Source organism: Candidatus Enterococcus murrayae (assembly GCF_017315985.1).
In the GTDB taxonomy this organism is placed as follows: Bacteria; Bacillota; Bacilli; order Lactobacillales; family Enterococcaceae; genus Enterococcus_A; species Enterococcus_A murrayae.
On the sequence record NZ_JAFLVR010000020.1, the window covers coordinates 15547 to 37351 of the forward strand.

The 21805-nt window shown below is 42.9% G+C and carries 22 protein-coding genes; 21 read left to right on the forward strand and 1 reads right to left on the reverse strand.

Annotated features, from left to right (window positions below):
- Positions 1-92: 92 nt before the first annotated feature.
- The 7 genes from JZO85_RS08285 to JZO85_RS08315 all read left to right on the forward strand — a co-directional run bounded on the left by JZO85_RS08285 (position 93) and on the right by JZO85_RS08315 (position 6681).
- The gene (locus tag JZO85_RS08285) at positions 93-665 is read left to right on the forward strand and encodes a hypothetical protein (protein WP_207108039.1); all 573 of its coding nucleotides are present in this window, start codon (positions 93-95) and stop codon (positions 663-665) included.
- Between the two features lie 257 nt (positions 666-922).
- Positions 923-1951 (forward strand): Gfo/Idh/MocA family oxidoreductase, encoded by a 1029-nt coding sequence (locus JZO85_RS08290; RefSeq protein WP_207108040.1) that lies wholly within the window; start codon positions 923-925, stop codon positions 1949-1951.
- The gene (locus JZO85_RS08295; protein WP_207108041.1) at positions 1948-2952 is read left to right on the forward strand and encodes a Gfo/Idh/MocA family protein; all 1005 of its coding nucleotides are present in this window, start codon (positions 1948-1950) and stop codon (positions 2950-2952) included. The genes JZO85_RS08290 and JZO85_RS08295 overlap by 4 nt, the downstream gene beginning before the upstream one ends.
- Positions 2953-3041: 89 nt before the next feature.
- Entirely contained in the window at positions 3042-4379 is a 1338-nt protein-coding gene (locus tag JZO85_RS08300) for a PTS sugar transporter subunit IIC (RefSeq protein WP_207108042.1), read from the forward strand.
- 157 nt (positions 4380-4536) lie between these two features.
- The gene (locus JZO85_RS08305; RefSeq protein WP_207108043.1) at positions 4537-5316 is read left to right on the forward strand and encodes a MurR/RpiR family transcriptional regulator; all 780 of its coding nucleotides are present in this window, start codon (positions 4537-4539) and stop codon (positions 5314-5316) included.
- A 321-nt stretch (positions 5317-5637) separates the two neighbouring features.
- A complete protein-coding gene (locus tag JZO85_RS08310) occupies positions 5638-6033 on the forward strand; it encodes a MerR family transcriptional regulator (protein WP_207108044.1) in 396 nt (131 codons plus the stop codon).
- Between the two features lie 69 nt (positions 6034-6102).
- Complete coding sequence (locus tag JZO85_RS08315) at positions 6103-6681, forward strand: histidine phosphatase family protein (protein ID WP_207108045.1); 579 nt, start codon at positions 6103-6105, stop codon at positions 6679-6681.
- Between the two features lie 46 nt (positions 6682-6727).
- On the opposite strand, the gene JZO85_RS08320 is transcribed toward JZO85_RS08315, so the two are convergent.
- Positions 6728-7603 (reverse strand): MurR/RpiR family transcriptional regulator, encoded by an 876-nt coding sequence (locus JZO85_RS08320; RefSeq protein ID WP_207108046.1) that lies wholly within the window; start codon positions 7601-7603, stop codon positions 6728-6730.
- Positions 7604-7812: 209 nt separating this feature from the next.
- Here JZO85_RS08320 and JZO85_RS08325 point away from each other — a divergent pair, with 209 nt between their 5' ends.
- The 14 genes from JZO85_RS08325 to JZO85_RS08390 all read left to right on the forward strand — a co-directional run bounded on the left by JZO85_RS08325 (position 7813) and on the right by JZO85_RS08390 (position 21550).
- Entirely contained in the window at positions 7813-8832 is a 1020-nt protein-coding gene (locus JZO85_RS08325; RefSeq protein ID WP_207108047.1) for a Gfo/Idh/MocA family oxidoreductase, read from the forward strand.
- A 21-nt stretch (positions 8833-8853) separates the two neighbouring features.
- Positions 8854-9831 (forward strand): Gfo/Idh/MocA family protein, encoded by a 978-nt coding sequence (locus tag JZO85_RS08330; RefSeq protein ID WP_207108048.1) that lies wholly within the window; start codon positions 8854-8856, stop codon positions 9829-9831.
- 84 nt (positions 9832-9915) lie between these two features.
- Positions 9916-10896, forward strand: coding sequence for an aldo/keto reductase (locus JZO85_RS08335; protein WP_207108049.1), 981 nt, complete (start codon positions 9916-9918; stop codon positions 10894-10896).
- 108 nt (positions 10897-11004) lie between these two features.
- Complete coding sequence (locus JZO85_RS08340) at positions 11005-11598, forward strand: flavodoxin (protein ID WP_207108050.1); 594 nt, start codon at positions 11005-11007, stop codon at positions 11596-11598.
- Positions 11599-11745: 147 nt separating this feature from the next.
- Positions 11746-12153, forward strand: a complete 408-nt coding sequence (locus tag JZO85_RS08345) for a MerR family transcriptional regulator (RefSeq protein ID WP_207108051.1) — start codon at positions 11746-11748, stop codon at positions 12151-12153.
- A 16-nt stretch (positions 12154-12169) separates the two neighbouring features.
- Positions 12170-13063 carry a MurR/RpiR family transcriptional regulator gene (locus JZO85_RS08350; protein WP_207108052.1) on the forward strand — a complete coding sequence of 298 codons (894 nt, stop codon included), beginning with the start codon at positions 12170-12172 and terminating at the stop codon, positions 13061-13063.
- A gap of 304 nt (positions 13064-13367) precedes the next feature.
- Positions 13368-15224 (forward strand): beta-glucoside-specific PTS transporter subunit IIABC, encoded by a 1857-nt coding sequence (locus tag JZO85_RS08355; protein WP_207108053.1) that lies wholly within the window; start codon positions 13368-13370, stop codon positions 15222-15224.
- Between the two features lie 43 nt (positions 15225-15267).
- A complete protein-coding gene (locus tag JZO85_RS08360) occupies positions 15268-16719 on the forward strand; it encodes a 6-phospho-beta-glucosidase (RefSeq protein WP_207108054.1) in 1452 nt (483 codons plus the stop codon).
- Positions 16720-17039: 320 nt separating this feature from the next.
- The gene (locus tag JZO85_RS08365) at positions 17040-17873 is read left to right on the forward strand and encodes a Cof-type HAD-IIB family hydrolase (protein ID WP_207108055.1); all 834 of its coding nucleotides are present in this window, start codon (positions 17040-17042) and stop codon (positions 17871-17873) included.
- Positions 17874-17971: 98 nt separating this feature from the next.
- The gene (locus JZO85_RS08370) at positions 17972-18853 is read left to right on the forward strand and encodes a LysR family transcriptional regulator (RefSeq protein ID WP_207108056.1); all 882 of its coding nucleotides are present in this window, start codon (positions 17972-17974) and stop codon (positions 18851-18853) included.
- 123 nt (positions 18854-18976) lie between these two features.
- The gene (locus tag JZO85_RS08375) at positions 18977-19492 is read left to right on the forward strand and encodes a flavodoxin (RefSeq protein WP_207108057.1); all 516 of its coding nucleotides are present in this window, start codon (positions 18977-18979) and stop codon (positions 19490-19492) included.
- A gap of 25 nt (positions 19493-19517) precedes the next feature.
- The gene (locus JZO85_RS08380) at positions 19518-19931 is read left to right on the forward strand and encodes a cupin domain-containing protein (protein ID WP_207108058.1); all 414 of its coding nucleotides are present in this window, start codon (positions 19518-19520) and stop codon (positions 19929-19931) included.
- 14 nt (positions 19932-19945) lie between these two features.
- Positions 19946-20257 carry a carboxymuconolactone decarboxylase family protein gene (locus JZO85_RS08385; protein WP_207108059.1) on the forward strand — a complete coding sequence of 104 codons (312 nt, stop codon included), beginning with the start codon at positions 19946-19948 and terminating at the stop codon, positions 20255-20257.
- Positions 20258-20350: 93 nt separating this feature from the next.
- A complete protein-coding gene (locus JZO85_RS08390; protein ID WP_207108060.1) occupies positions 20351-21550 on the forward strand; it encodes an MFS transporter in 1200 nt (399 codons plus the stop codon).
- Positions 21551-21805 lie beyond the last annotated feature (255 nt).

Below are 21805 nucleotides of genomic sequence, written 5' to 3' on the forward strand. Positions count from 1 at the left end.
TTGAGTTTTAAATTCGAAAAGATAGCTAGTCGGAGCCCGTAGATTCCTTTATACTGAAGGTGAAAATAGAAAGAATCAGGGAGATAAAAAAAGTGAAAATAAAATATTTGAAAAGGCTTCAGAGTTTTGGCGGATACCAAGCCAGTCGAGTGATTTGGATCACGACATTGAAGGATGAATTATTGATGAAGTTTAATATTTTAGATAAAGACGGGATTCTGCTCTATCAAATCAGCGAACGGCCAGAGTATGAAGAGGTAGATTTAATCGACTATTCCTTGTCCAACGTGCACTTGAAGGAAATAGGAAATTTTTTCAAGGAGGATTTTCCTGAGATAGAATACGATTGGGACGATCAGGAAGAAAAGACGATCATCTTGGGCTATTTTGGCGAGTTTCTAGCAAGACGGCATTGGCTGGCCAGAGATAGCAAAAAGTGCGACGATATCATTGTTGATTTTACCTTTAGTTCTTCTACGGGAGAGTCAGGCGAAAGTGCCAGCAAGGTGGAATATATCGTAAAAGGGACTACTGAAGATGAAATCATTGAGAATATCCTGCTTCCGAGGCTGATGGAGCGCGAAAGATTGGATAGAATCTTCGTTAATATTGCCGAAGCGGGAGCCGTCAATAGCTATCTAATCACGGTACAAGAGGATAAATAATTTTTACTTGCAGTGTTTTAAGGCAGATACAGGAGGTGTATCTGTCTTTTTTTTGTTCATTCCTATCTAGCAAGTGAAAGTCATTTTCAAATATAGCGCCGATTAATGAAAGCGCCACTCTTTTTACATGAAGTCTATCGAAACGCTCAAGTCTGGGTGATATGGTTGAACTGTACCAATCAGCTGATGGTCCTGTGGACGCTGCTTCATTTAAGTGTTTCACACATAAAAAATGTTGAATTAGGAGGTTCTTTCTTATGTTAGTTATTGCTTATATTGGTTTTGGCAATAGTGTCTGTCAGTATCACTTGCCATACGTAGAAGCACGAAAAAAGAAAATGACGGTCAAATATATCTATCGCAGAGAAGAAGATCGGGTGGGCGACTTAGAACGTGAAAGCTGGTATCCAGCGATTCAGTTTACCTCCTCAATCGAGGAAGTAATGCAGGACCCGGAGGTTAATTTGATAGTGGTCAATACACCGGATCAGTTCCATGTTGCTTATACCAAAATGGCTTTGGAGAATGGGAAAAATGTTCTTACCGAAAAACCTTTTGCGATGACTAGTGAAGAGGCAAAAGAAGTCTTTGCGCTGGCAAAGGAAAAAGGGCTGCTTGCAATGGCTAACCAAAATCGTCGTTTCGATGCGGATATGCGAACGGTTCGTAAAGTAATCGAATCGGGAGTATTAGGAGAGCTAATCGAAATAGAATCGCATTATGATTATTATCGACCAAGCATCGCTGAACACAAGGGGATGGGCGTCCTTTACGGATTAGCCGTTCATCCGATTGATCAAATTATCGGAGAGTTCGGTATTCCCAAAAAGCTGGTGTACGATGTTCGGAGTATCGATAATCCAGGAATTTCTGATGATTACTACGACATTGATTTTTTCTATCCTAAGGGATTGAAAGCCATCGTAAAAACTAGTTTCTATGTGAAGCTGGATTCTCCCAGCTTTAGTGTTCATGGTAAAAAGGGGAGTTTTCAGATGCCTTCACTAGGACATAATTCTTCGAAGGCTAAGCCTAATGGTCCTTATCCATTACCTGCAGAGGAGTATTCGGAAGAACTCTGGGGCACATTGTCATACATGGATCAAGAAGGACAGGAAGTAAACATGCGAGTTCCTGTTGAAAAAGGAGATTATGGAATCATATATGATAATATTTTTGATGTTTTGGCTGGAAATGCCGAGAAAATGGTGAAGGATGAAGAAGTCATAGCTGTTTTAGAAATTATCGAAGCAGCAATACATGTCGCAAAGGAGGCAAAAGAATGAAGCTGGGTCTTTTAGGAGCAGGGATGATTGTACATGATCTGCTGAGTTTTGTTGGCGAAATCAAGGAGCTGGAAATAGCTGCAATCTGTGCGACACCAGCAGAATCAGCAAGGATTGAAACCTTGGCCCAAGAACATGGGATCAAAGAACAGTATACGGATTACGATGAAATGCTTAAAAATACAGAGATCGATACCATTTACGTAGGCGTACCGAATCATCTACATTATATGTTTACGAAGAAAGCCTTACTAGCAGATAAGCATGTGATTTGCGAAAAGCCTTTTACGGCAAATTATCAGGAGGCTGTCGAATTAGCTGAGCTGGCAAAGGAACGCGAGCTGATGGTTTTAGAAGGGGTTTCTACACGTTTTTTACCCAATGTATTGAAAATCAAAGAGCTTTTACCAACTTTGGGCGAAATTAAAATCGTTTCTGCTAATTACTCGCAATATTCTTCTAGATATGACGCCTTCAAACAAGGAAACATTCAGCCCGCCTTTGATCTGGAGAAAGCCGGCGGAGCATTAATGGATTTGAATATTTACAATATCAATTTGATGGTCACACTATTTGGTGCCACCGATAATGTAAGCTATCAAGCGAATATCCAGAAGGGCATCGACACATCAGGTATCTTGAGTATGGACTATGGTGATTTTAAAGCAGTTTGTATTGCGGCTAAAGATTGCAAGGCGCCGATCGTGACTTCGATCCAAGGGGATAAAGGCTGCATTATTATTGAAGACTCCGCGAATATTGTGGCTAAGTTCAAACTGTTGATGAACGATTCAGCAAATGAAGAGGTTTATGAACTGAATCAGGGCAAACATCGAATGTATCATGAGTTCGTTGCATTTTGCGACATCATCGACAATCAAAAAACATCTGAAGCAGATAAACTAATGCAAGTCTCATTGGAAACAATGAAGATCCAGACTCAGGCCAGAAGAACAGTTGACGTGATTTTTCCGTCTGATGTCAGTATGAGCAATCGGTAATCATTGGAAAACAACGTAGTGAGTTAGGGATTGCGAGTAACAAGGACGTGATCCCTGAGATCAACTACGCATAATTAGGAGGGCAAAAAATGGAGAAACAGAAGAAAAGCTTAATGGATCGACTAACTGACTTTACGACAAAAATTTCCGGACCGCTAGGCAGATTTGCCAATACTGATATTATTTCTTCTATTGTAGCTGGCTTGGTTTCGGTAACACCGATTATTATGATCGGTTCGATCTTCTTGATTTTATATGTATTGGGATCACCGGATGTTGGAACGAGTGGGCAACCATTAATCGGCTTTCTCGCGCCTTTAGCAGGTAAATTTGCCTGGATGAATAATTTAACGATGAATATGATGTCGCTTTATTGTTCAGTCGCGATTCCTTACCACTACGCACAAAAGAAAAGAATGAACACGCTGACGTGTAGTCTGTTAGGTCTGGCAACCTTTTTGATTTTTACAATCAATGGTTATGATGAAGCTGGAGGCATCTCTGTCGCGTCGTTTAGTGCCAGCGGGTTATTTGTTTGTATTATTACGAGTATTGTAGGCGTTCAAATCCTGAAATTCTTTTTAGATAGAAATATTACGATCAAAATGCCTGAGTCAGTACCGCCCAATATTGGCAATGCCTTTGGTGCGTTGCTGCCGTTTGCGACGATCTTTTCACTGGCGTGGCTGATTCGCACTATTATGAATTTTGATATGGTTTCTTGGCTGAACACACTACTGGAGCCGATCATTTCCTCTTCAGATAGTCTATGGATGGCGATGTTTGTAACGTTTGTCTGCTTATTGTTATGGAGTGTCGGACTTCACGGAGATAATATGTTCTTAGTCCTCTTCACACCGTTCGGATTGACCTGGGCTGATCAAAATGCAAGCGCTTTATCAAGTGGGGTATCGAACTATGATTTGCCGAATATTTTAGCAGGGCTAGGCGGCACAGGCCTTTTACGACTCACCATTTGGACAGCAGCCGTTTGGCCGCTTTTAGTCCTGATGATCCTTTCGAAGAAAAAACAATTTCGAACAATTGGCTTGACTGCTTTAGCTCCAGGCATTTTTACCATTGTAGAGCCGGTGATTTATGGATTGCCGATTGCACTAAATCCATATTTGATGATTCCTTTTGTTTTGAGCGGAACTATCTCCACAGGTATCGGCTATCTCTTGATGTCGACAAGCTTTATTGGAAAATTTTATGCAATCGTACCGTGGGCAACACCGCCATTTCTACTAGGACCTCTGGGCACTGGAGATATAAAAACGGTTCTTATCCCAGTTCTTTCTTTTGTTGTTGGACTTGTTATCTATTTGCCATTCTGGAAGGTCTATAATCAAAGTCTTGATCTCACCGAAAAACAGGCACTTGATAAACAAACTGAAGCAGAAGTGATTCAACCAAATGAAGCATAAACGATCATCGATAAAAACTGTTTTTTACAAGCAGGTATTTTTCTCAGACTAGGATGCTATAATTAACAAAACGGATAAGCCCGCGATAAATGAAGAACTATCCACTGCATCTGAAAGGGATAGTTTCACAGACCATCCTAGACTGAGGAGTGAGGCAATGATTATTCAACAACTGCAAGAGGGAACGAATTTTACCCATCAAGAAAAGGCGATCGTTCTCTTTATCTTGGAAAACAGAGAAAGTATTTTGGATAAAACTGCAAAGGAAATAGCGGCTATCACCTTAACCAGTCCTGCGACGATTAATCGTCTATGCAAGAAGTTAGGATTTACGAGCTATCATGAGTTTCAATTACAATATGTCAGTGAGTACGCTCAAAGCATAAAAAACGATCAAACAAAGCTGGATGTAACTGCTTCAAATATCGATTTATCAAAAACGGTCGAGGGATTATATCAAGAGACCGTGCGCCATACGCAGGCAATGTTAAAAAAGGCTTCGTTAAATCGTGTGATTAATCGCTTGATCCACTCTAAGAGAATCGACTTTTATGCGAGTGATATGAACTACACTCGTGCACAGGGAATCTGTTTAAAGCTGAGCAGTTTGGGAATTAATACGCAAGTGTTTAATACTTATAATGATTTTTATATTGCCACACTGTCAGACGACGATAGTGTAGCAGTCATCATTAGCCATTCTGGTAAAAATTCCGTAATGATCAATGCGGCGATGGAATTGCGGCGAAAAAACATTTATACAATCGCGTTGACCAGTAATGTGAATCGAGAGTTAGATTTGCTATGTAATGAAAGTCTGTATATTTATTCTGGCAATTACGAGCTGACTTCATTGCAATACGGTGTTTCTGTTGATTACTTGCTGGACGTGATTTTCACCTGTCTGGTGGCCCGAAAACGAAAAGACCCGTTTTGATTCCGAGAATCACTAAGTGAATGAAAGAAACGGACTCTCTATAGCTTTTAATAATAGGATAAAACAGGAAACTCCTTAATGATGCGGCATATAATCATTAGGGATTTTTTGTTTTCTTCAAAAAAATGAACATTTACTCTTGCCCTAAAGTGAACTCCAAGGTGTATGCTTATTTCAACAGATAAAGCAGGTACAATAAAAGGACACGGACATGCAACAAATCGTTCCATTGGATCAAAGGCGGTCAGGCTTCTTTAATCCTCGTGATCCAGGAGCGGTGAAAATTTTAGTGAGATAGATAAATGAAAAAGAGGTGAAGGCATGAATATTAAGGAAGTTAGTGAAAAATACGATCTTACACCAGACACTTTACGCTATTATGAACGCATCGGAGTCATCCCGCCGATCGCTCGTGACAAAAATGGCTACCGCGATTTTTCCGACACGGATTTGAATTGGGTTTATTTCGCGAAAGTCTTGCGAAATGCAGGTGTTTCGATTGAAGGCTTGATTGATTATACCCGTCTTTCACGTGATGGCGGGGAAACTTTAGGTGCCCGAAAAGCGATTCTTCAGGAGCATTTAGAGGAGGCTGAGGAAAAAATCAAAGCGCTAGAAGAAGCCAGAGACTATTTGAAGTATAAATTGGATAATTACGATACCCACATGGTGGCTTATGAAAATGAGAAGCTGAAAATCAATAATGAGCCTGTTTGACTAGCTGGACCAAAAAGGAAGAACTGAAGACGACAGGGATCAACTTGATAGATAAAAAGGAGCGAGGAAATGAAAACGTTATATTTAATGCGGCATGGGGAAACCTTGTTTAATCAGCAGAAGAAAATTCAAGGCTGGTGTGATTCGCCGCTTACGGAGTTAGGAAAAAAGCAGGCATTAGTCGCACGGGAGTATTTTATAGCGAATAACATCAACTTACATAGTGCCTATGCCTCTACATCCGAACGAGCCTGTGATACGTTGGAGCTGGTGACGAACGTGGATTATACGAGAGTCAAAGGACTGAAGGAATGGAATTTCGGAGCTTTAGAAGCGGAGCATGAATACTTGAATCCGCCCTTGCCCTATGGAGACTTTTTCGTCGATTTTGGCGGTGAAGGCGAGTTGGAATTTCGAGCAAGAGTTTCCCAAACGATTTTTGACTTGGTTCAAAAGGATGCAGGGGAGAATATTCTGATGGTTTCTCATGGCGCTTCCTGCAGGCAATTTATGCGGGTTTGGGATCATACAAGTCGCATCGATTTACCTGGACGCATCGCGAACTGCTGCATCTTGAAGTTCGCTTTTGAGAAGGATCAGTTTGCATTACAAGAAATAGTCAATCACGATTTCACTTCTGTTTTATAAACTAAAAAGCGATTCTACTTTACAGATGTTCAGTAGAAACGCTTTTTTAGTTACTATTGGCATCCTCCGACAAGCTGCCCTTTTCGATCCACGTGTTCTTTTTCTTAAAGGCCGACAGATTTTTCTGGAACTCTTTGGCATATAAAAGAGAGAACAGAGTATCCAAAATATATTCGAAGGCGACCTGTGAAGAGAAGGTGCTGACTTTTAAGAAGTCCATTTCCTCTTGGGTGAAGACGATCGCTTGAGCAGCGAGGGGGATCAAATTTGACTGGCTATTGCCGGTAAGCAGCACAGCAGGAATATTTTCATTCAAAAAGTGCTTCATCATTCGTTCATATTGCGGCACTCTTGCCCGATAGGTGATAAAAATGGCGCAATCGTTACTAGTCAGGCTTGCGGCATTCCAATCCTCATCGGCGTATTCATCCGCGATGATCAAAAAGCGGTTGATTTTTACCAGCTTATTTTGAAAGCTGCGGGCACGGATCTGTGAATCTCCTTGTGCAAATAGGAAAATCCGCTCGGCCTTTGCTAGCAGGTTGACGGTGTCATCAAGTATTTGATCCTCTAATTGCGCATAGGTTCGTTGGACCGTATTGATCGTCAAATCGGCAATTTTTTTAGCGATTTCTTTGGTTGAGTCCTGAGGCATAAAAGGGAAATTCGCATCCACCGGTTCTGAACGATAAAGCTCGCTGTGGGCGATCTCTGAAACAGCGACTCGAAAATCGCGAAAGCCGTCGTAGCCCATTTTTTGTGCTAAACGAATCACTGAAGAGTGAGACGTATAGGTATTTTTGGCGAGCTCAGCGACATTGATCGCCGGGATGGTTGTCAGATGCTGCAAAATGTAGTCCGCGATTCTTTTTTCGGTATTGGTCAGGTCCTTTTGCAGCCGTAGTTTATCTATTAAGAGCATGTGATCACCTCAGTCCTTATCATAACGTAAATTCAGCAAATCCAGAAGAACTGCCGCCCATTTTTCCCAATTTTTGGTATAAATGTTCGAGATTTCAGCGAAATGGATTGAATGCTTGGATAAAACGACCTGATTTGGCAGAAAGGCTTTTCTCACAGCGAGAGTCTTTTATAATGAATGCAGCAAAACAAATTTGGAGGGATTTACTCATGTTAACTATCGCATATATTGGAAACGGAAAGAGTACGAACCGCTATCACTTACCATTTTCGACTAAATTAACGGACAAAATCAACGTCAAAACGATCTATTCGCCAAGTGGCCGAATCACCTGGAAGAAAAATCCTGGTACGAATTATACGTCGGATATCAATGACATTTACAATGATCCGGAAATTCAGCTGGTAGTAGTGACCACGCCAAGTCCGCTACATTTTAAATTGGGTAAAGAGGTTCTGGAGCATGGGAAAAACGTCTTGATTGAAAAGCCGTTTACCGAAACCTCAGCAGAAGCAAGAGAGCTGTATCGACTAGCGGATGAAAAGGGCTTGTTCGTACAATGCTATCAAAACCGCCGCTATGATTCGGACTTTTTGACTGTTCAAAAGGTGATCGAAAGCGGTGTGCTTGGGGATCTGCTGGAGGTGGAGATGCATTATGACTATTATCGTCCGGAGGTTCCAGAAGGTGTTGAGAAATTCTCCATCGGCACCAGCTATCTGTATGGGCATGCCTGCCACACATTGGATCAGGTGATCTCTTATTTTGGTCAACCTGATGATGTTCATTACGAAGTGCGTCAGCTTTTAGGGGATGATCGGATGAACGATTATTTTGATTTAGATCTCTTTTATGGCCGGATGAAGGTTTCGGTAAAATCCAGCTACTTCCGCTTAAAGGAACGGCCAAGCTTTGTGGTTTATGGCAAGAAGGGCGTTTTTGTGAAGGAGACGAAGGACCGCCAAGAGGAACACTTGAAGATGTTTTATATGCCGGAAAACAAGGATTTCGGGATTGATTTGCCTGAACATTATGGTACGCTGACTTATATGGATGACAAAGGCGTGTTTCATGAAGAAAAGGTGGTCTCAGAGATCGGTGATTACAGCCGGGTATATGAAGACATCTATGAAACGTTAATCAACGGCAAACCAAAAGCCGTTAAAGATGAAGAAACGCTGCTTCAGATCGAAATGTTAGAAAAAGGGATTCAGCAAGTAATCAACTAGTCAAAGAAAGAAGGGATTTCCATGAAATTAGCCATTTTTGGTTCGGGCAAAATTGTACAGGAGTTTTTACCGATTACGAAGGACTTACCTGAAATTCAAGTGAAGGCCATCTTAGGAACGAAACGCAGTCAGGAAAAAACGGAGAAAATCCAAGCCGAGTATGGGATTGAGGCATCGTATACGGAGATTGACGAGTGCCTGCAAAGCGATGCCTTCGATACTGTTTATGTCGCGGTGCCGAATCATTTGCATTACAGCTTTGCCAAAAAAGCACTGGAGGCTGGAAAGCACGTGATTTGCGAGAAGCCCTTCACGTTGAAGTATGCCGAATTATTGGATCTAGAGCAGCTGGCGTTAGAAAAGGGCTTGGTTTTAGTCGAGGCCATCACGAATCAATACCTGGTCAATTACCAAGGAATCAAGGAAGCTAGTAAACATATCGGCAAGCTGAAAATCATTGAATGTAATTATTCGCAATACTCTTCCCGCTACGATGCCTTCAAGGAAGGGACGATTTTGCCAGCCTTCAATCCTAAAATGGGCGGCGGCGCTTTGATGGATATCAATATTTACAACATTCATCTGGTAGTGGGCTTGCTGGGAAAACCGCAACGGGTTCACTATTATGCGAACATCGAGCGTGATATCGACACTTCAGGCATGCTGCTGCTGGATTATGGCGATGTAAAAGTCGTCTGTATCGGAGCGAAGGATTCAGAGGCGACGATCCGTTCAACGATCCAAGGAACAGAAGGCTCTGTTGTAGTGAACGGTCCGACTAATACACTGGACAGCTACACCACTGAAGCACTTTCGGGGGAAAAAGAAACCTTTGACCACAAGGACCACCCTCATCGGATGTATGATGAATTCAAGCTATTTAATCAAGTGATCGACAACAAGGACCTGTCCTTTGTTAAACAGCAGCTTGCTCATAGTAAAATCGTGATGGAGATCGTGGAAGCAGCGTTGACAGATGCTGGAATCGTTTTGGGATAAGTTTCTGCTTTTTTGAAAAAAAGACTTGCCTTGAAGTGAACTCTAACGTGTATAGTAGGAGTCATTAAGGAAGGTGTGAAGTAGATGGAATATGCAAAATTAGGAAACACTGGACTAGATGTCTCAAGAATCTGCCTAGGCTCCATGAGCTTTGGCGATCCTAAAAACTGGATCCACAAATGGGTCTTGGAGGAAGAGGACAGCCGCCCATTGATCAAGAAGGCCTTGGAATTAGGGATCAATTTTTTTGATACGGCCAATGTTTATTCTTTAGGACGCAGTGAAGAGATTCTGGGAAAAGCATTGAAGGATTACGCGAAGCGCGACGAGATTGTTTTGGCAACGAAGGTTCATCAAAAGATGTTCGACGGACCGAATGGTCAAGGTTTATCGAGAAAAGCGATCCTATCGCAGATCGATCAAAGCCTGCAACGCCTGCAGACGGATTATGTGGATCTATATATTATTCATCGTTGGGATTATGATACGCCGATCGAAGAAACGATGGAGGCTCTGCACGATGTTGTGAAGGCTGGAAAGGCTCGTTATATTGGCGCTTCGGCGATGTTCGCCTATCAATTTCAACAGGCGAATTCCATTGCTGAAAAAAATGGCTGGACCAAGTTTGTTTCGATGCAAAACCATTTGAATCTGATTTATCGTGAAGAGGAACGTGAGATGATTCCTTATTGCCGTTCGGAAAAGATTGCATTGACGCCCTATAGTCCAATGGCGTCAGGCCGACTGATTCGTGATCGCTCAGAAGAAACCAAGCGCAGCACGACAGATAGCGCTCAAAAATCGAAATATGATGAAACGGCTGATAAAGACCAGCTGATCATTGATCGTGTAGCGGAGCTGGCGGATAAATATGAGACGAATCGCGTAAATATCGCACTAGGCTGGCTCCTGCAAAAGGATCCAGTGGTTGCTCCGGTTGTCGGCGCTACAAAAATGAGTCACATCGAAACAGCCGTTGGTGCTGTTGATTTCAAATTAACCAAAGAGGATGTTCACTATTTGGAAGAGCCTTACATTCCCCACAAAGTAGTCGGACACAATTAGAAATAGCTCAAAAAACTGCAGCCTTTTGTTGGCGGCAGTTTTTTTCCTCTTGACTTAAAGTCCACTTCAGCCTGTATGCTGGAACTAACTAATATGGAGGTGAGAAGTGTGAAAAAGCTGTTTTGGTTAGCCGCCGTTACGTTCTTTTTAGGCGCATGCGGCTCAAACAATGTAAAAAATGAAGATGCCAGTCTGGATGAAGCGGATCGTTCAAGCATCCCCGCTGAAGTGAAAAAATCGATTGTTGTCTATTATTCCTTGACCGAAAATACGCGAGCCGTTGCAGAAGAAATTCAGAAGCAGGCGGAGGGGGCGAGCTTGAGGATCGAAACACAGGAGCCTTATCCAGAGGAGTATGATGAGGTGTTGGATATCGTTCAAGCCCAAAGAGAAAGAAACGAGCTGCCTGCCATTGTTTCGAAGGAAATCACTTTAGCCGATTACGATGTCATTTATCTTGGAGCACCGATTTGGTTTGGCGAACCTGCGCTGCCAGTCGAAAAGTGGCTGAGTGAGAATGATTTGGCTGGTAAGAAGGTGTATCCCTTCTTTACGAGCGGCAGCAGCTCGATCAATGAATCGATGAAGCATTACACCAAGCTGCTTGATGGCTCAACGCTAGGTAAAGGGCTGGGGATCAACTCTTCGAACAAACAGCATACCGCGGAGCTAGTCGAGGAATGGTTGGCTCAATTGGATTGAGCGCCAGAGGATGAGAGGCAAAGCCAGCAGGCGCTTTGTCTCTTTTTTCAATTGGCCTCTTAACCAGCGCTTTGATTTTAGCTGGAAGCCTGATAAAATTGAAAAGAACATGTTTATACATAGCTAGACAATAAAGGAGTGACACGCGTGAATATCTCAGAGGTGGCAACAAAATTTGAAATGACTCCGGCAACGATTCGCTATTATGAAAAGCAGGGATTGATTCCGCCGATCACCCGGAATGCCTCTGGCGTGAGGGATTTTCAAGAGGAGGATTTAAATTGGGTCGAGTTCATTAAATGCATGCGGGATTCGGGACTTTCGATTGATTCCCTCGCTCGCTATTCAGAGCTGTATCAGCAGGGAACCGCCACTTTAATGGAACGAAAAGCGATTCTGCTGGAGGAATACCAGAAGCTGCTGGAAAAGCAGCAGCTGATCAACCAAATAGTCGCTCGTTTGGAAACGAAGCTGGACAATTATGATCAGATGATTAAAGAGTGTGAGCAGCAGCTAGTTTCCGGTGCTAATAAAACGGCTGCTGAAAAGGTCTAAGGAAGGGGGATGAGCCATGTATTTGTTTCAAAGAATTGAGGAAGCTGCATTCAAGCAAAATGATGCGAGGCGGACAATTGGAGAGTTCATTCTTGAAAATCGCGACCAGCTGCAGGAGCTAAGTATGGATGAGATCGCTAAAAGAACCTTCACTTCAAAACCAACGCTGGTTCGTTTTGCCAAGTATTTTGATTATTCTGGTTGGAAGGAGTTCATGTATGCCTTTACTCATGAGGTCGCTTACTATGATGAGAATGCCTATGAAGCTGTCGATCCCAATTTCCCCTTTTCTGCCGAAGATGATTCGCTGCAGATCATTGAACATCTCGTAACGCTAAAAATGCAAAGCATAAAGGACACTGTTTCTCATATCGCGGCGGAGGATTTGAATCATGCGGCAGAGCTGATTCAAAAAGCCGAAAATATCGTCATTTATGGGACTAGCCCGAATTCTTATTACGGCGAGCTGTTTAAGCGAAACCTGCTGACGATCCAGAAAAAGGCTTTTCTATCAAAGGCCGGAGAAAACGGCTTGATCTCCAGTGCATTGACGAATCGGGATTGTGCCATCATCATCTCCTATTCTGGAAATAATCCCGATGAAAATCCTACTAGCAATGTCAAGAAACTAAAACGTTCGGGTGTACCGATCATCAGTATCACCAGCGGGGGAAAGAATTATCTTAGAGACTATTCCGATGTGGTGCTGAATATTTCCAGCAAAGAGCGGCTGTATTCAAAGATTGCAAACTTCGCGACACAGGAATCCATCCTATTCTTATTAGACGCGCTGTTTTCAAAGGTCTTTGCACTAAATTATCAAGTGAATATGGACAATAAAATCGCAAATTCAAAGGTTTTGGAAACAAAGAGACAATCTGACTCGAAGGACTTATCAGAGCACTTCTAAAGAAGGCCGAGCGGTCATTTATTATCACATACGATAGTAAATGACCGTTCGGTTTTCGTTTTGTACGATATTTTTTAAAAGACTTTTTGGCGGCAGCTTAAACTAGCAGGCAGGGGCCGAGGACAAAAAAATGAAACGTATTTCAAGAAATTGACCTCCTTGTTTAGAAAAAGTGGAATACGTTTTAAGGTATGGATAAACTATTGGAAACGCTATCTAAGCATGGTAGAGTTCAATTACAAGCAAGACTTGATTAACCGGTTAGATCAAAAAAATCATCTTGTTCCGCTGAAAGGAGAGTCCCATGAGTAAGAAATATGAAGGTTTAGCTCATGATATTGTAGAAAAGCTTGGTGGCAAAGAGAATATAACTGAAGGCTACCATTGTCAGACACGTCTTCGATTTAAAGTGATCGATGAGTCTAAAATCGATACCGAGGGTTTAGAAGGGTTAGATGGAGTAGCGAAGTATATTTTTAACGCGGGTGTCCATCAAATCGTGATCGGGACCCACGTAAAAGATGTTTTTGAAGAAATTGAAAAAATCATTGATCTTGATCCGACAAAAGAAGTTCAGACAGAGAAGAAAGGGATTTTGACGGCTATTATTGAGTTTGTTGCTGGAACGTTTCAACCAGTTATTCCAGCTTTGTCTGGCGCAGGGATGGTAAAAGCGGTCCTCGCTTTACTGATCGTCTTCCAGGTGATCTCGCCTGAGTCGCAAACCTATTACCTGTTGAACATGTTTGCCGATGGTGTTTTCTTCTTCTTACCGATTATTCTGGCATTTACCGAGGCGCAGAAGCTTCGTTGCAACCCAATTTTAGCAGCCTCTGTCGCTGCGATGATGCTGCATCCTAATTGGGGAGCGCTAGTAACCGCAGGAGATCCAGTCAGCTTTTTTGAAATTATTCCATTCACACTTGCTACGTATACTGGCTCCGTTATTCCGATTTTACTGGTGATTTTTGTCCAATCCTACGTAGAGAAATTTTTGAATCGTGTGATCCCTAAATCGGTGGAGCTTGTTTTCGTACCGATGCTGACTTTTTTAGTCATGGGAACATTAGCATTTTCTGTATTAGGACCTTTAGGCAGTATACTTGGCGGATATTTAGCGAGCTTCTTTACCTTCCTAAGCGTCAATGCCAGCTGGGTACCAGCTGTTTTGATCGGCGGCTTTTTACCGATCATGGTCATGTTCGGCCTTCACAATGGAGTCGCTCCTCTTGGTGTGATGCAGATGGCGGAGCTGGGCTACGATAGTATTTTTGGCCCGGGCTGTGTCTGCTCAAACATCGCACAGGCGACCGCTTCGGCAGTTGTGGCCTTTAGAACAAAGGATAAAAAATTACGTCAGCTGGCGACCTCTGGTTCAATCACTGCTTATATGGGGATTACAGAGCCGACCCTTTATGGCGTGAACTTGCCTAAAAAATACCCGTTGATTTCCGCAATGATCGGTGGTGGGTTAGGCGGCTTATACGCTGGTTTGACCAATACCCATCGCTTTGCTACAGGCTCGTCCGGGTTACCTGCGATTTTGCTATACATCGGTGATGACACGATGCGCTTTTTCTGGAATATCGTGATCGCATTGATCATATCTGCTGTATCGACCGCAATTTTGACTTACTTTTTGAGCTTTAAATTTGAAAAAGAAGCGAACGAATTAGAAATTCCAGAAATGAAAGAAGTTATTTTGGAGGATACGCTGATGATCAGTCCGATTAGAGGACATGTCCTTCCACTGAGTGAGGTTCACGATGAGGCGTTTGCTTCTGAAGCACTGGGTAAAGGCTTTGCGATCGAGCCAGTCGAAGGAAAGGTAGTCGCTCCGTTTGATGGAGAAATAGCTGCTGTCTTCCCGACAAAGCATGCGATCGGGCTAGTTTCAGAGACTGGGGTAGAAATTTTGATTCATGTTGGATTGAACACTGTCGAACTGAAGGGGCAATATTTTGACGTACTGGTGGAAGCGAACGAGAAAGTCAAAAAGGGACAGCCGATCCTGACCTTTGAGCTGGAGCAGCTTCAGGCAGCAGGATACGATACGCAGGTTCCGGTTGTAGTGACCAATACGCCTCAGTACTCCGCGATCGAAACGATCACGATCGGGCAAACAGACTGTAATCAAGATATTTTGGCTGTCAGAGTTTAGCGCTGGACAACGAACGCTTTCAGAAACGAGAAGGAGAATCAGAATGGCTTTAGATAAAAACTTTTTATGGGGCGGAGCGACCGCAGCCAATCAAACGGAGGGCGGCGTACTTGAAGGCGGCCGGCAATTGGCCAATATCGATGTATTGCCGTACGGAGAAGATCGAAAGAAGGTAGCGGCCGGCGAGCTGGAAATGCTCGATTGGAAAGAAGGGTATTACTATCCTGCTAAAGAAGCGATCGATATGTACCATCACTATATGGAAGATATTCGGCTTTTCGCTGAGATGGGCTTTAAGGTGTATCGGATGTCGCTTTCCTGGTCCCGTATTTTCCCTAACGGAGATGATGAGACGCCAAACGAAGCCGGCTTGAAATTTTATGAAGACATTTTTAATGAACTAAAAAAATATGGGATCGAACCACTTGTTACGATCACACACTTTGATATCCCCATTCATTTGATCAAGGAGTATGGCGGCTGGAGAAGCCGTAAAATGATCGATTTTTACACCCGCTACGCAGAAACAGTCATCACCCGATACAAAGGTCTGGTGCATTATTGGCTGACGATCAATGAAATCAATATTTTGCTTCACCAGCCCTTTGTTGGCGGCGGCATCGTCTTTAAGGAAGGCGAAAACAAAGAAGCGATCAAGTATCAGGCGGCGCATCATCAACTAGTCGCCAGTGCATTAACTACGAAAATTGCTCATGAGGTCGATCCTGAGAATAAAGTCGGCTGTATGCTGGCTGGCGGCAGTCATTATCCCTATACCTGCCGGCCGGAGGATTATCAAGAAGCGATCAAGCGCGATCGTGAAGGTTATTTTTTCATTGATGTCCAAGCAAGAGGCAACTATCCTAATTACGCGCTGAAAAAATTTGAACGAGAAGGCTTGTCCATTCAAATGGCGCCTGAAGACAAAGAGATATTGGCCGCATCGCCAGTCGATTTCGTGACATTTTCTTATTATTGTTCACGAACTGTCAGTGCGCATCCAGAGGACTATGAGCAGGCCACCGGAAATCTTTTTGCCTCAATCAAAAATGAGCATTTGCCATCAACTGAATGGGGCTGGCAGATTGATCCGCTGGGCTTGCGAAATTCCTTGAACCAGCTGTATGATCGCTATCAAAAGCCCTTGTTTATCGTAGAAAATGGGTTAGGAGCGGTGGATGTTCCTGATGAAAATGGCTATGTCGAGGATGACTATCGGATCGACTATCTGGAAAAGCATGTTCAAGCCTTCATGGATGCAGTGGAAATTGATGGTGTAGAGCTTCTTGGCTATACTACCTGGGGCTGTATTGATCTGATTGCAGCAAGTACTGGTCAAATGAGCAAACGGTACGGCTTTGTGTATGTCGATCGTGATGACCAGGGCAATGGTACGTTAAGACGGACAAAGAAAAAATCCTTTGATTGGTACAAACAAGTGATTGCGACAAATGGAGAGGCCGTAAGAAATCAAATCCCCTCAGCAGTCCTTTAGTGAAATAGAATGAATAGAAAGCCAATCGCTCCTAAACTTTCGAAATTTAAAGAAAAGGGACCGTTTGGCTTTCGTTTTGTTAAGTATTTTTCAAAAAGACATTACACATGCTAGCTACTGCCGCAGTTCGGTTGGGTTGAAATCGCCCGAGGATTTAATTGATAGCAATCTAAAATCGATAAATGAGACGGTTAAATAAGGCGATGCATCGAAACAATTTTCTTATATTCTAAAAGTGAATTGAAAAGTATCTGCAAGAATAGTAATCTAGTTAGAAATGCAGGTTTATTTGAGCAATTCATGAGAATGTGAGGGAAATAATGGGAAAAATAATTTTTTTAGATATTGATGGTACGTTGTGTAATGATGCTGGGCTTGTTCCAGACAGTGCCAAAGAAGCGATCATTCATGCATATGAAAGAGGCCACCGCTTTTATTTATGTACAGGGCGTTCTAAAGCAGAGATTTCTGACGAAGTCCTTGCGTTGCCGATCAGCGGAATCATCGGTGCTGGCGGCGGCTACTGTGAGATCGACGGCGAAGTGATTTTTCATCATGTGTTTGATTCTGCGGAATTAAAGAAGATGATTCGTTTTCTAGAGGGCCATCAGATTGAATACTATCTTGAATCAAATCAAGGGCTGTTTGCGAGCGCCAAGCTAAGAGAGCGGCTGATTCAGCTTAGTTTAGGCGATAGTGCTGAGGAATCGGAGGAAGGACAGAAAAAAATCGCTGCGATCAAGTGGTTTTTGGATCTTCTAATCGAGGATTCGAGCTTAATCGACTATGAAGACGTGAATAAGCTTTCCTTTATTAATCATTCGGTTCCTTATGAGGTTATCCATGAGGAGTATGACGGAGACTTTCATATGTTGAGAAGTACCGTTCCGGCATTTGGACCAGACAGCGGCGAGATTGGTCTGAAAAATATCAATAAGAAGACTGCTATTGAAACGGTACTAGAAAAGATCCAGCGCAGCAAAGAGGATTGTCTGGCCTTTGGTGATGGGAACAATGATTTGGTCATGTTTGAAGCTGTCGGAGTCGGCATTGCCATGGGAAATGCCAAAGATGAATTGAAGGCCGCAGCGGATGAGATCACATTGACTCATGATGAGGGCGGGATCGCGCATATTTTGGCTAAACTGGATTAAGTGAAGAATTTATAAAAAGCGCTGCGTTCAACTGACGCAGCTTTTTAGTTTGTGGGAATAATCTGCTATAGTAAAAGAAAAAGCAAAGAGGCAATGTTATGGAGATCAGACTTTTACGCTATTTTTGGGCAGTTGCCCAAGAGGGAAATATTTCACGGGCAGCCCGTATCTTGAATATTACTCAGCCTACCTTGAGCCGACAAATCAAGGAGCTTGAGGAAAGTATCGGCAGGCCGCTTTTTCATCGGGAAAAAAATCGCCTAAGCTTGACTCAGGACGGCTATTTTTTAAAGGAACGTGCCGAAGAAATCTTAGTATTGGATAAAAAGCTGGAGCAGGCCTTTTCAGCGCAGCGAAATGAGGAATTAAGCGGTACGATCTCGATTGGCTGTGTGGAAGCAGACAATTCAGATACGGTCGCCATGCTTTTAGAGGAGCTGATCAGTGATTATCCTCAGATCAGATTCAATTTAGTTACCGGCACAAGTGACGATATTTCGGACCGTTTAGAAAAGGGCATCTTGGATCTTGCAGTATTGATCGAGCCTGTTTCATTGAAGGAAGTCGAAGCGTTGACCCTGCCGCGGGAGGAAAAATGGGGATTTCTGATCTCCAAAGAATTGTTCATCGCCAATAATGAATATATCCAGCCAGAGGATATTCGCGGGTTGCCGATCCTGTGTTCAGGTCGTGCAGAGGTTCAAAGCTTATTGGCTGAATGGTCGGGAGTACCCTTTGACCAGTTGAATATCGTCGGCAATTACAATTTAATTTTCAATGTGCTGCCGCTGGTAGATCATAAGGTTGGTGCTGCGTTAGCGATCGAAGGAGCGATTTCGGATCGCAAATTGGAAGAGACAGTGTTTATTCCGTTGAAGCCGGCGATTAAAACCAACTGTGTTTTAGTTTGGAAAAAGCGGGTTCAAACACCGGCGGTTCAAGAGCTAATCAATCGGTTTAATCATGCTTTCAGGCTATAGTAGTATGACTATATAGGCATTAGACATAGTTGATAAAGAGTCGTATTCTGAAGTTGTTCAGGATACGACTCTTTTTTGTAAGAGGAAGAGCCGCAGAATAATAAGAACAGAGGAGGGAGCAGAATGACCGCAGTAGTTGTTCTTTTTTCCAGAGCTGGAGAAAACTATATTGATGGAAAAAGGCAAATGATCTCAGTTGGAAACACCGCGATTTTGGGAGAAAAAATCAGTCAGCAGTTAACGATTCCTATGTATGAATTATTACCGTTAACGCCATATTCAGACAATTATGATGAGGCCGTGCAAAAGGCTGAGGAGGAGAAAAAAACTTCCGCGCAGGTAGCCTATGAAAAGCTGTCTGTTGACCTTGAACAGGTGGATACGATTTTTCTTGGCTACCCAAATTGGTGGGGAACCTATCCGCGGATCATCGCGACTTTTTTAGCAGAACACAATTGGCAGAATAAAGCGATCTATCCTTTCTGTACTCACGAAGGCAGTGCTTTTGGTTCAAGTATCCAAGACTTGCAGGCGGCTTGTGCAGGAGCTGAGATCAAGACGGGATTAGCCGTTCGCGGCTCAAAGGCCAGTCGTGCGGATACCGCAGTGAAAAATTGGCTGCTATCCTATTCAAAATAAAAACAATTATCAGGAGGAGTTTATAATGGTAAAACATGAAGAAGTAAAAAATGGTGTGATTTTTCCAATCGGAGAAAAAAATGATACCTATGCACAATATTTTATCGGACAAAGCTATTTAGAGACATTAGTTGCTGATCCAGCGGTCAATGTCGGTGTTGGCAATGTCACCTTTGAACCTGGCTGCCGCAACAATTGGCACATCCATCATGATGGGTATCAATTATTGCTAGTAACTGGAGGAGAAGGCTGGTATCAGGAGGAAGGAAAAGCAGCACAACTCTTGAAAGCCGGAGACGTGATCGTAACCCATGATGGCGTGAAGCATTGGCACGGAGCGACCAAAGACAGCTGGTTTGAACATGTAGCCATTACAGCAGGCACACCTGAATGGCTGGAACCAGTAGGTGACGAATGGTACAACAAATTAGAACAATAAGGAGAGAATAAATCATGAAAAAACAAACAGCTGGAAGAGAACAATTAGGAGAATTCGCACCGCAATTTGCCGCATTAAATGACGATGTATTATTTGGCGAGGTTTGGGCAAAAGAGGAGGAGCTTTCTGCTCACGATCGCAGCATGATTACCTGCTCCGCCCTGTTAGCAATGGGGGCACCGCAGCTTGAAGCACATTTGAAGATCGCCAAAGAAAATGGCGTAACAAAAGAAGAAATCAGCGCGTTGATCACCCATTTAGCCTTTTATGCTGGTTGGCCAAAGGCTTGGAGTGCTTTTTCAATGGCAAAGGAAATTTTTGACTAAGGATGTAGACAACAGGAGGAAGTTTGTATTAATGAAGAGCCTTTTGAGTGGACAGATCGCTGATGTCGATCGTCCAATGGTTTGGTTATATTTATGAACCGAGTAGCTAAGTCTGCTTTATTGTCCGTTTCATTATTGGTGGTAACAGGAGGTGCGATAGCTGGAAATATCCCGGCTATCGCCCAAGCTTACCCCGACATCAACGCAACATATATCGAGTTATTAACGACGATTCCGTCATTTTTCATTATCACAACTGTGCTGATCAGTCCTAAAATCGCACAGGTCATCGGTAAAAAAAGAACGGTCCAATTAGGCATTCTGTTGGTTATTATTTCCGGAGCCATGCCTGCAGCAACCAGCTCGTTCTTCTCACTCTTTTTAAGCAGACTGCTTTTTGGCATAGGAGTAGGATTGTTTAATCCTTTGCTGTATTCATTAGCCGCCACCTTTTTTAAGGGGAGGGAGTTAGCTTCAGTGATTGGCCTGCAAAGTGCATTCGAAGGAATCGGAGGGATGCTTTTCACCTTCACTGTCGGTCAATTATTACTAGTGAGCTGGCGGGTTTCCTTTTTCACCTATTTTCTTGCCATTCCAATTCTGCTCGCTTTTTCCTTTTTTGTTCCTGAAACAGAAACAGCCGCGATTGAAAAGCATCAAGACAAAAGAAAACGGCCGCTTACGCCGCAATTTGTCCGATATTTGATTTTGCTGCTGATTACAGTGACTGTCTACATGTCTATCGCGGTAAAGGTGACTGCCTTCTTTGTAACTAAGGGGATTGGAAATGCGACAGACGGCAGTAATTATCTCGCAATAGTAGGTCTTGGGGCAATGCTGGCAGGGATTCTTTTTGGAAGAATCGTTTCAATTCTAAAAAAATGGACCTTGCCAGCGGCTTATCTGCTTTTGGGCTTTTCGCTAATTTTATTAGCATTTTCTACAAATTTAGTGATGGCCGCCCTGTCAGCAGCTCTATGCGGATTTGGCTTTAGAACATTCATTCCATATATCTTTAACGAGATAAATCAGCAGGCGGAAAATGCAGAACGAAACACGTCGATTTTGCTGATTACCTTCAATATTGGTTCGGCCTTTGCGCCAATTTCCATTGCGCTGCTTCAAGGATTGTTACCAGTATTAACAGGCGCTGGATTGTTTGTTGGAGAAGGAGCTCTGATGATTGCGCTGGCCGTCATTTTGACCATTATGGAGAAAAAGCCCCTCCTGGTGAGTCGTACGAATCATCTTTTCTACAATGAAAAAAGAAGAACGAAGAGAAATCAAGAGTAGAAAGATCGTTATCTCACCTGAGGATGCAGCAAGAACAATCCTGTTTGCAATTGAGCAGCCAGCCGAGGTTTGGATAACTGAAATGAAATGGATGTTCAGCATCGGACTACGGATTACTATCAAAGAATTTCAGCACCTCACAAAGACTTTATCACAATGGAAGGTACTGGTCATTTGCCATTCATCGATCATTCGAAAGAGTTTTCGAAAATGGTAGTGAAGGCATTGAACAGAATTCATTAGGTTTTCTACACT

Bases quoted from the DNA above. Each gene is read 5' to 3' on its own strand.
- JZO85_RS08355 (WP_207108053.1), top strand. From the start codon at position 13,368: ATGAGTAAGAAATATGAAGGTTTAGCTCATGATATTGTAGAAAAGCTT.
- JZO85_RS08360 (WP_207108054.1), top strand. From the start codon at position 15,268: ATGGCTTTAGATAAAAACTTTTTATGGGGCGGAGCGACCGCAGCCAAT.
- JZO85_RS08325 (WP_207108047.1), top strand. From the start codon at position 7,813: ATGTTAACTATCGCATATATTGGAAACGGAAAGAGTACGAACCGCTAT.
- JZO85_RS08390 (WP_207108060.1), top strand. From the start codon at position 20,351: ATGAACCGAGTAGCTAAGTCTGCTTTATTGTCCGTTTCATTATTGGTG.
- JZO85_RS08380 (WP_207108058.1), top strand. From the start codon at position 19,518: ATGGTAAAACATGAAGAAGTAAAAAATGGTGTGATTTTTCCAATCGGA.
- JZO85_RS08300 (WP_207108042.1), top strand. From the start codon at position 3,042: ATGGAGAAACAGAAGAAAAGCTTAATGGATCGACTAACTGACTTTACG.
- JZO85_RS08370 (WP_207108056.1), top strand. From the start codon at position 17,972: ATGGAGATCAGACTTTTACGCTATTTTTGGGCAGTTGCCCAAGAGGGA.
- JZO85_RS08350 (WP_207108052.1), top strand. From the start codon at position 12,170: ATGTATTTGTTTCAAAGAATTGAGGAAGCTGCATTCAAGCAAAATGAT.
- JZO85_RS08320 (WP_207108046.1), bottom strand. From the start codon at position 7,603: ATGCTCTTAATAGATAAACTACGGCTGCAAAAGGACCTGACCAATACC.
- JZO85_RS08385 (WP_207108059.1), top strand. From the start codon at position 19,946: ATGAAAAAACAAACAGCTGGAAGAGAACAATTAGGAGAATTCGCACCG.
- JZO85_RS08305 (WP_207108043.1), top strand. From the start codon at position 4,537: ATGATTATTCAACAACTGCAAGAGGGAACGAATTTTACCCATCAAGAA.
- JZO85_RS08365 (WP_207108055.1), top strand. From the start codon at position 17,040: ATGGGAAAAATAATTTTTTTAGATATTGATGGTACGTTGTGTAATGAT.
- JZO85_RS08310 (WP_207108044.1), top strand. From the start codon at position 5,638: ATGAATATTAAGGAAGTTAGTGAAAAATACGATCTTACACCAGACACT.
- JZO85_RS08335 (WP_207108049.1), top strand. From the start codon at position 9,916: ATGGAATATGCAAAATTAGGAAACACTGGACTAGATGTCTCAAGAATC.
- JZO85_RS08315 (WP_207108045.1), top strand. From the start codon at position 6,103: ATGAAAACGTTATATTTAATGCGGCATGGGGAAACCTTGTTTAATCAG.
- JZO85_RS08330 (WP_207108048.1), top strand. From the start codon at position 8,854: ATGAAATTAGCCATTTTTGGTTCGGGCAAAATTGTACAGGAGTTTTTA.
- JZO85_RS08375 (WP_207108057.1), top strand. From the start codon at position 18,977: ATGACCGCAGTAGTTGTTCTTTTTTCCAGAGCTGGAGAAAACTATATT.
- JZO85_RS08290 (WP_207108040.1), top strand. From the start codon at position 923: ATGTTAGTTATTGCTTATATTGGTTTTGGCAATAGTGTCTGTCAGTAT.
- JZO85_RS08295 (WP_207108041.1), top strand. From the start codon at position 1,948: ATGAAGCTGGGTCTTTTAGGAGCAGGGATGATTGTACATGATCTGCTG.